The sequence below is a fragment of the Halorubrum sp. SD683 genome (genome assembly GCF_002135045.1).
Lineage (GTDB): Archaea > Halobacteriota > Halobacteria > Halobacteriales > Haloferacaceae > Halorubrum > Halorubrum ezzemoulense.
In genome coordinates, this window is the sequence record NZ_NEWJ01000001.1 from 332,096 (window position 1) to 340,849 (window position 8,754).

General features: G+C 69.9%; 6 protein-coding genes. 2 read left to right on the forward strand and 4 right to left on the reverse strand.

All coding sequences use genetic code 11. The annotated features are described in order from the left end of the window. Positions 1–16: 16 nt before the first annotated feature. Positions 17–538 carry a hypothetical protein gene (locus B9G49_RS01680; protein WP_086215179.1) on the reverse strand — a complete coding sequence of 174 codons (522 nt, stop codon included), beginning with the start codon at positions 536–538 and terminating at the stop codon, positions 17–19. Between the two features lie 40 nt (positions 539–578). Further along, on the reverse strand, positions 579–2,399 hold the full coding sequence (glmS, locus tag B9G49_RS01685; protein ID WP_086215180.1) for a glutamine--fructose-6-phosphate transaminase (isomerizing): 1,821 nt from the start codon (positions 2,397–2,399) through the stop codon (positions 579–581). Positions 2,400–2,844: 445 nt separating this feature from the next. On the opposite strand from glmS, the gene B9G49_RS01690 reads away from it, so the two are divergent. Continuing rightward, positions 2,845–3,456 (forward strand): hypothetical protein, encoded by a 612-nt coding sequence (locus B9G49_RS01690; protein ID WP_086215181.1) that lies wholly within the window; start codon positions 2,845–2,847, stop codon positions 3,454–3,456. A 45-nt stretch (positions 3,457–3,501) separates the two neighbouring features. Here B9G49_RS01690 and glmM read toward each other — a convergent pair whose 3' ends face one another. Both glmM and B9G49_RS01700 read right to left on the reverse strand, forming a co-directional pair. Beyond that, positions 3,502–4,848: a phosphoglucosamine mutase gene (gene glmM, locus B9G49_RS01695; protein WP_086215182.1), complete on the reverse strand. Its 1,347-nt coding sequence runs from the start codon at positions 4,846–4,848 to the stop codon at positions 3,502–3,504. Positions 4,849–4,948: 100 nt separating this feature from the next. Further along, positions 4,949–6,103, reverse strand: a complete 1,155-nt coding sequence (locus B9G49_RS01700) for a glycosyltransferase family 2 protein (protein ID WP_086215183.1) — start codon at positions 6,101–6,103, stop codon at positions 4,949–4,951. A 218-nt stretch (positions 6,104–6,321) separates the two neighbouring features. Here B9G49_RS01700 and B9G49_RS01705 point away from each other — a divergent pair. After that, positions 6,322–8,754: PKD domain-containing protein (locus B9G49_RS01705; RefSeq protein WP_143414671.1), on the forward strand; the 2,433-nt coding region annotated here is incomplete at its 3' end.

Here is an 8,754-nt window from a genome sequence, read left to right on the forward strand (position 1 = left end):
GCCGACGGGTGTGATATCACTGCCATTGGTCCATCACGTAGTGTGTCGCCGCGACGACGACCAGCGCCCCGAACACCGCGACGTTCAGCACGGTCAGCGGGAGCCACTCGAACGCACCGGGGAGCAGCAACACGCCGGCGTACAGCGCCAGCGCGCCCGCCGCGACCGCGCCGTACACGAGCGGCCACTCGATCCCCTCGTCGTCGGTCTCCTGGTCGGGGAGGTAGCTGTCGAGCTCCGACACCGCGGGCGTGAGTTCGACCTGTCCGGCCTCCTTGTCGTACGCCACTAGCCCGGCCTCGTCGAGCTTCGGGATGTGGATCTGGTACAGCGAGACGTAAACGCGTTTGATCTGCTTGTCGGTGAGTTCGTCGATCTCGACGTCGTTCTCCCAGGCGGCGACCGCCTCGGAGAGCTCGTTGACCGAGACCGCCCCGTCGGCGCGTCGCAGCTTCGAGATCACGAACCGCCGACGCTTGTTGCTCAACAGGTCGTAAACCGTGTCCTGCGTCAGCGTGTCCGGGTCTTCCGTTGACATTGTATGGGGCGGGGGGTAGTTCGGGGTTCGGCCGCCGACGTCACTCGACGGTGACGCTCTTCGCGAGGTTCCGGGGCTTGTCGATCGATCGACCGAGCAGGTCGGCGACCCGGTAGGAGACGAGCTGGAGCTGGACGTTCGCGAGCAGCCCCGCCGCGACGGGGTGGGTGTCGGGGATCGGCAGGAACTCGTCGGCCGCCTCGGCCACCTCGCCGGCGGACTCGGCAGCGACCGCGACGACGGGCGCGCCGCGGCTGCGCACCTCCTCGACGTTCTTCAACGTCTTCTCGTCGTGGCGGCCCGTGAACACGGCGAACACGGTGGTGTCCGAGGTCACGAGCGCCAGCGGCCCGTGTTTGAGTTCGCCCGCGGCGAACCCCTCGGCGTGCTCGTAGGTGATCTCCTTGAACTTCAAGGCGCTTTCCAGTGCGACTGGGTAGCCGACGCCGCGGCCGATGAAGAACTGCTCGTCGCGGTCGGTGAACTGCGGGGCCAGCGCCTCCGCAGGGGAGCGGTCGAGCGCCTCCTCGACGTGGTCGGGCAGCCGTTCCAGCGCCGCGAGCAGCGCCTCGCGGTCGGGGTCGACCTCGCCGGTCACGTCCTCGGCGATCCGCTCGGCGAGCAGCGCGAGCACCGCCACCTGCGAGGAGAACGTCTTGGTTGCGGCGACGCCGATCTCCGGGCCCGCCCGGATGAACAGCGCGTCGTCGCAGACCCGCGCGGCCGTCGAGCCGACGACGTTCGTCACCGCGAGCGTGCGCGCGCCGCGGTCGGCGGCGATCTTGATCGAGGAGAGCGTGTCGGCGGTCTCCCCGCTCTGTGTCACCGCCACGACGAGCGTGTCGTCGCGGACGGGCGCGGGAGTGGTCGTGTACTCGCCCGCGCTGAACACCTGTGCCGGGACGCCGCGGTCGGCCAGGAGCTGCTGGGCGTACAGCGCGGCGTGGTACGACGTTCCGCAGGCGAGCAGGTGGACCGTCCCGACGTCCGAGAACGAGCCGGGCGGGAACTCCTCGAGGTCGACGTCGTGGTCCTCGGTGATGCGGCCCTTGATCGCGCGATCCAGTGCCGCGGGCTGTTCGTTGATCTCCTTCAACATGTAGTGGTCGAACCCGTCGCGCTGGGCGTCCTCGGGCTGCCAGTCGACGGTCTGGACCGGGCGGTCGACCCGGTTCCCGTTCACGTCCGTCACCTCGTGGTCGTCGGCCGAGAGCCGGACCACGTCGCCGTCCTCGACGAACGCCACGCGGTCGGTGTGTTCGAGGAACGAGGGCACGTCGCTGGCGAGGAACCGCCGGTCCTCGCCCACGCCGATCACCAGCGGGGAGCCGTCCCGCGCGGCGAACACGTCGTCCTCGTCGCCGACGATCATCGCGACCGCGAACCGACCTTCGAGCCGGGCGATCGCCTTCCGGAACGCGTCCTCGGTCGAGTGCCCTTCCTCGCGGTACTGTTCGACGAGATGCGGGATCACCTCCGTGTCGGTGTCGCTGGTGAACGAGTGGCCGCGCTCGACCAGCTCCCCGCGCAGCGCCGCGTAGTTCTCCACGATCCCGTTGTGGACGACCGAGACGTCGTCGGCACAGCCGGTGTGGGGGTGGGCGTTCGCGTCGGTCGGCGCGCCGTGGGTGCTCCAGCGCGTGTGACCGATCCCGACGTTGCCCGCCGGGGGGGCGTCGTCCAGCGCGGCCGCGAGCGCGTCGATCTCGCCCTCGCGTTTGACCACCGTGACCGCGCCGTCGTCGCGCACGGCGACGCCGCTTGAGTCGTAGCCGCGGTACTCCAGGTTCCGGAGCCCGTCGACCAGCGTGTCGAGCACGTCCGCGTCGTCGGGGGCGGCACAGGCGGTTATTCCGCACATGGCGCCCCCCCGTCGGCCGATCGACGACGGCGCGTCCCCCGGGTCGGAGGGGTGGTGGGCGGACGGTTCCGGGCGGGCGGTAGGTTCGGTATGTGTCGAGTCATCGTTGGCGTCACCCGTTGGTCAGGCAACGTGTCGTAGACAGGCTATCAGGGAATTGTTATTCGGCGCTTGCAGCGCCTGAGCCGACATTATGCGACACATTCCGGGACGTTGCCCGTCGACGGGTTCGACCGCCGGCCGTAACGGGTGCGTTTGGCGGTCGTAACTGGCTCGTACTGGCTGGTATGCGATGGATAACAAACTGTTCTGATCAGTACGGTTTCAAGTAACGGTGGCTCGTGGCCGTCACGAGCACCTCAACGACCCATGATCCTCGATACCCTGGCACCGACGACACGCATCGGCGCAAGAGTAATGGTGGTTGCTTCCAAGCTAAAGACTAATGGCAACTGACAATAAGACCCAGACTGCGGCGCCCGAGATCACAGCCGGCGCCGACGGCGAGACAGGAGCGGGGACGGAGCGTGCGGACGACGGAACGGCATCGGACGCGGAGGAGTCGGCATCGGAGAGCCTCTCGCTCGACATCATCTTCGAGATCCTGCGCAACCGCCGCCGGCAGTTAGTGTTGGAGTTCATCCGCGAGCAAGAGGGGACCGTCACCATCGGCGAGCTCGCGGAACACATCGCGGCGATCGAGAACGACACCTCGGTACGCCAGCTGAACGCCCAGCAGCGCAAGCGGGTGTACATCGGCCTCTACCAGTGTCATCTCCCGAAGATGGACGACGTCGACGTGATCGAGTTCAACCAGTCCCGCGGCCGCATCTCGCCGGGGGAACACATCGAACCGCTGTACGAGTACCTCGACGTCGCCAACGGCGACACCGACGAGGACGACGAGCCGCCGTTCGAACGCAAACACGGCGCCGGCTTCGTCGCGTTCACTGCCGCCTTCTTCCTCGCGCAGATGTCCGGCGCGTACGTGCTCGCCAGCGCCTTCGTTCTCCTCTTCGTCGTGGCGACGCTCGCGGTCGTCTCTCCCCGTTTCTGACTCGCTGTCGGCCCTCATTCAGGCAGTCGGACAGCCCCGTGCCGATCAATCGACGGGCTGTCGTTCGACGCTCCCGGTCTCGATCGCCTCCGTCACGAGCCCCTCGGCCGTCTCCAGCAGCGCCGCCATCCGATCCTGCTCGCGGCCCTCCGCGGTGATGCGGACCAGCGGCTCGGTCCCGCTAGCACGCACTAGGAACCAGCCGCCGTCGACCTCCACGCGGACGCCGTCGACGGTCGTCACGCGGTCGTCGTCCTCCGGCATCGCCGCCGCGATCCCCTCGATAACAGCTTCCTTCCGATCCGTCTCGATGCTCCGGCGGCTGATCGGCACCGAGTTCACGTCCGCGACCAGCGCGTCGAGCGAGCCGTCGGTCGCGACCATCGCCGCCAGCTTCGCGGCCGCGAGCGGGCCGTCCGGCGCGCGGGTCTCGTCGGGCCAGATCCACGCGCCGCTTGGCTCGCCGCCGAACACGACGCCCGCCTCGGCAGCCCGTCGGGCGACGTAGCCGTCGCCGACCCGGGTGTACGTCACGTCGGCGCCGACGGCCGCCAACTCGTCTTTGATCGCCAGGCTGGCGTCGATCGGCACCGCGACCCTGGTGCCGGGGTTCGCCTCCCGGCGGGCGAACAGCGCCAGCAGCGTGTCGCCAGGGACGAACGCCCCGGACTCCGTCACCGCGAGCATGCGGTCGGCGTCGCCGTCGTGGGCGATCCCGAGTTCCGCGTCGCACGCCTCGACGACGCGGCGGAGCTGTCGGCAGCTCTCGGCGGTCGGCTCGCTCTCCCGGGCGGGGAACGAGCCGTCGGAAACGCCGTTCAGCGTCGTGAGCGGGCAGCCCAGCCGGCGGAGCGCGGCCGCGGTCAGTTCCCCCGTTCCGTGGCCCACGTCGACGACGACGGGGATCGGCGGGTCCACGTCGACCGCCTCGGCGATGGCGTCGAGGTGTCGCCCGCGTGCGCCGCCGAAGCGGTGTCGCGTCCCGGTGTCGTCCCAGGGCGCGAACTCGTACCGGGCATGGCGGATGCGGTCGGCGATGGCGGTCTGTGCGTCGCCGACGACCGCCGAGCCGTCGGGGTGCCAGAGCTTCAGGCCGTTGTCCGCGGGCGGGTTGTGGGAAGCGGTCACCGCCACGCCCATGTCCGCGTCGTACCAGCCGACACTCCGTGCGATCGTCGGGGTCGGGAGCTCGCCCAGCCGGGCGACGTTCGCGCCACACTCGCGCAGCCCCGCCGAGAGCGCCTCGACCAGCAGCGAGCCGGTCTCTCGGGGGTCGCGCCCGACGACGACGTGGTCGTTACCCTCGGAGGCGATCGCGCGCCCGACCGCCAGCGCGGTGCCGGCCGTCACGTCCTCGCCGAACTCGCCACGGATACCGCTCGTTCCGAACATGCCCCAAACAGCCACGTACGCGGTGTTTGTTAGATCCCGAATACTGCGGCAGAACGCTCCTAACGGCGGCGGATCGGCTGGAGAACGGGCGGGCCGGAGCTCAGTCCGAGGCGGTGTTCGGCCCGCCGTACTCCTCCGGCGGCGGGGCCTGCCCGGCCGAGTCGGCAGCACCGTTCCCGTCGGCGGCGTCCTCGTCGGCCTGCGTGTCGCTCGGGGATGCACCGTTCCGGGATGGCTGCCCGTGGTCGTCGGTCGGCCGTCGCCGGTCGGCGGGCGTCACCGTGCCGTCGAGATGCTCGTTCGCGCTCCGGTCCATCGCCATCGCCCAGGTGACCGCCACCAGCGCGAACAGGCCGAACCCCAGCGCGAGCGCGCCGCGGGCCGTCGGCGTCGCGGCGGTGCCGACGCCCGGGAGCGCCCAGACGGCGGCGGCGACCGACGCGACCGACGCCACCCCGCCGGCGGCGTAGGCGCCCACCAGCGGGTGGAAATCGTAGGCGAGGTAGTTCGTTTTCAGCCGCCAGAGGAAGTTCCGCAGCAGCATCAGCGACACGCGGGGGACGTAGCTACGGTACTGGATGTGGCTCTCCTCCTCGCCGTAGGTTATGGGGCGGGGGACGTCGACCACCCGGAGCCGCGCGACGTTGAGCTTCACCAGCAGGTCGTTGCAGTAGCCGTAGAACTCGTACATCTCGTCGATCGCGGCGGTCTCCAGCGCGCGCAGCGAGATGGCGGTGTAGCCGCTCTGGGGGTCGCCACAGGCCCAGTAGCCGCTCGCGATCTTGGTCAGCGCGCCGAGGGCGGCGTTGCCGACGAACCGGTGGGCCGGCATCGACCCCCGGCCCGAGCGGTCGAGGAAGCGGTTCCCCTTGGTGTAGTCGGCGTCGCCGTCGACGATCGGGTCGAACAGCTCGCCCAGCATCTCCGGCTCCATCTGCCCGTCGCCGCCCATCACCGACGTGAGTTCGATCCGGTCCGCGCGGGCGTGCTGGTAGCCGGTTTTGATCGCGCCGCCGACGCCGCGGTTCCGCTCGTGCTGAATCGCGACAACGCGGGCGTCGTCGGGGGGTGTGCCGTCGGCGGCCGCGATCGTGTCGGCGGCCGCCCGGATCTCGGTCCACGTTCCGTCGGTCGAGCCGTCGTCGACGGCGTAGACGCGGTCGACGAACGCCGGCACCGAGGCGATGGTGTCGCCGACGAACCCCTCCTCGTTGTACGCCGGGATCACGACGGCAGTCGTGTGTCCTCTGTACATAGTTCGGTCGCCGGAAGCCGGCGAGTTGGCCGTGGCTACGACCACACCGCCGATTGTTACCCGTCGCCTGCCGCGGCGTCGGCGGCTCCGGACGCCGTCCGGGACCCGTCGGCGCGCGTCCGGGCGGCTTCATCCCGGGAGGGCGGGCGGAAACTGTCAGTACGCCGGTGTTGAAGCCGATCCATAACAAAGCGACCGAAGCGACCAGTCCGTTCTTAATGAGAGACAGACGCGTCCTGTTGCTCGTCGCGCTCGTCGTGCTCGCACCGATCGGCGGAGCGGTCGTCGTCTCGGCGGCGCCGGTCGAGAACGACAGCTACGCCGTGGCACAGGGGACGAACTGCTACCCCATCGATCCCGTGACCAACGAGAGTCAGACCGCCTTCGACTTCTACGACTACCGGAACCCCGACACCGTCGACAACGGGAACGAGAACTCCTCGACGTACAGCTCCTTCGGAACCCGCGAGTACCAGGAGACGGCGACGAGCGCGCTGTTCTTCTACGAAGGCTCCGAGCGGGGGAACCTCGTCCTGGTCCACGACGAGCTGGGCGACGGGGACGGCGGGAGCACGCTCACGATGGCGTTCGAGGGGCTGCCCGCCGACGGCGAGTGGGTCGTCGAGGACGACGAGTACCCCGACCGGGACGACGACTGGAACACTGGCGAAACGACCGCGGATATCGACTGGAAGTGGGGTGAGAACCGGACCGACGGCGGCGTCTACTCGGGGCTCGGCAACATGTCCGGCACGATCACCATCGAGCCGGGGTTCAACGAGGAGGCCGCCCACTGGGGCGACTGGGGTCACTCCGGCAATGGGTTCCGCGTCGACGAGTGGCGGCTGATCGACGCCGACGGCTCGGAGACGACGCTCGACCGCGACCGCCAGGTGTTCGTCCACGGCGGCGGCTGTGTGGAGACGCCGCCCAGCGCGGCGCTGACCGGGCCGAACAGCACCGAAACCGGCGAGACGGTCACGCTCGACGCCGGCGGGACGACCGACGACGGGGAGATCGGCGGCTACGAGTGGGATCTCGACGGCGACGGCGAGATCGACGAGGTGACCACCGAGTCGACGATCGATCACGCGTTCGACGAGGCCGGCGAGCGGGCCGTCGAGGTGACCGCGTTCGACACGTACGGCAACGGTGACACGGCCGAACTGACGGTGACCGTCACCCAGCAGTCGACGCCGCCGAACGCGAGCTTGGCGGTCCCCGACGTGGCGACGGTGAACGAGTCGATCGTGCTCGACGCGAGCGGCTCCACGGACGAAGGAACAATCACCAGCTACCAGTGGGACGTCGACGGCGACGGGACTGCCGAGGTCGAGACGAGGGAGCCCACCCTCGAACACACGTACACCGAGATCGGCACCGTGGCGCCCGCAGTTGCGGTGACCGACGACGACGGGCAGACCGACGCGGCGACCGCGACCGTCTCCGTCCGGCCGCCCGACCGCCCGCCGAACGCCAGCCTCGACGCGCCCGCGAACGCGACCGTCGGGGAGCCGGCCACGTTCGACGCGAGCAACTCCACCGACGACCGCGGGATCGACGCCTATCGGTGGGATTTCGACGGCGACGGCGAAGTCGAGGACGAGACCGCCGAGCCGACCGTGGCGTACGAGTACGAGACGGGCGGGACGTTCGACGCCACCGTCACCGTCGTCGACACGGGCGGGAACACCGCGACCGCCTCGGCGTCGGTGACGGTCACGGTCCCCCCGTCGCCGCCGTCGGCCACGCTCGACGCGCCCGCGGAGGCGACGGTGAACGAGACGATCACGCTCGACGCGAGCGACTCCAGCGACGAGGGGACGATCGTCGAGTACCGCTGGGATCTCGACGGCGACGGGACGATCGAGACCAACACGACCGCCCCCACGATCGATCACGTCTACACCGAACTCGGCGAGGTCGAACCGGCGGTCACGGTCGTGGACGACGACAACGAGACGGCGACCGACAGCGCCGGGATCGCGGTCGTGGCACCGAACGACCCGCCGAACGCCAGCCTCGACGCCCCCGAGGCGGCGACGGTGAACGAGTCGGTCGTGCTCGACGCGAGCGGTTCGACCGACGCCGACGGGATCGACGGGTATCGGTGGGATCTCGACGGCGACGGCGAGATCGACGAGGAGAGCGAGACCCCGACGCTCGACCACACCTTCACCGACGCCGGCCGCGTGACGGTGGGCGTGACCGTCGTCGGCACCGACGGGCAGACCGCGACGGCGACGGCGACCGTCGCAGTCGGCGACCCCGACGCCGCGACGGCAGTGATCGACGTCGGCACCGCGGAGCCCACGGCCGGCGATCCGGTGGCGTTCGACGCCGGCGACGCCTCGGCTGCCAGCGAGATCGTGGGCTACGAGTGGGCGTTCGGCGACGGCGCGAGCGCGACCGGCGCCAGCGTCGAGCACACGTACGCCGACGCGGGCGAGTACGACGTGACGCTGACGATCACCACCGCAGGCGGCGTCAGTGCGAACGCGACGACGACCGTCTCGGTCGCCGAGAACGAGGGCGGCGACGGCGGTGACGGAAGCGACGGCGGTAACGACCGCGGTGATGGAAACGATGGTGATGGAAACGACGGTGGTGACGGCAACAACGGCGGTGGACAGGCTGGCGGTGGTGGCGGT